1 protein-coding gene is annotated in these 219 nt (G+C 66.2%); it reads right to left on the reverse strand.

What is annotated here, in order from left to right; all coding sequences use genetic code 11:
- On the reverse strand, positions 1-219 hold a 219-nt coding region (locus AACW18_RS15910; RefSeq protein ID WP_218390101.1), incomplete at both ends, for a VCBS domain-containing protein.

A 219-nucleotide genomic window follows, 5' to 3' on the forward strand; every position in this document is an offset into this window, starting at 1 on the left:
CATAGCTCCACTTGCCAGCCGCATCGATGGTCAGGCTGCCCAGGGCATTGGCACTCGGCGCGCCCACACCCGGTTTGAACTCGGCCTCGTCCGCCCCGTCCACGTCGGTCACGCTCAGGCTGCCGGTCTCGGTCAGGTTACCGCTGACCACGTTCAGGTCTTCGGTCACCGCACCGCTGCCATCACCCACAATCACCGCACCGTCGTTGACGCCGGTGA

It is taken from the genome of Aeromonas sp. sia0103 (assembly GCF_963895295.1).
GTDB classification, from domain to species: Bacteria; Pseudomonadota; Gammaproteobacteria; order Enterobacterales; family Aeromonadaceae; genus Aeromonas; species Aeromonas encheleia.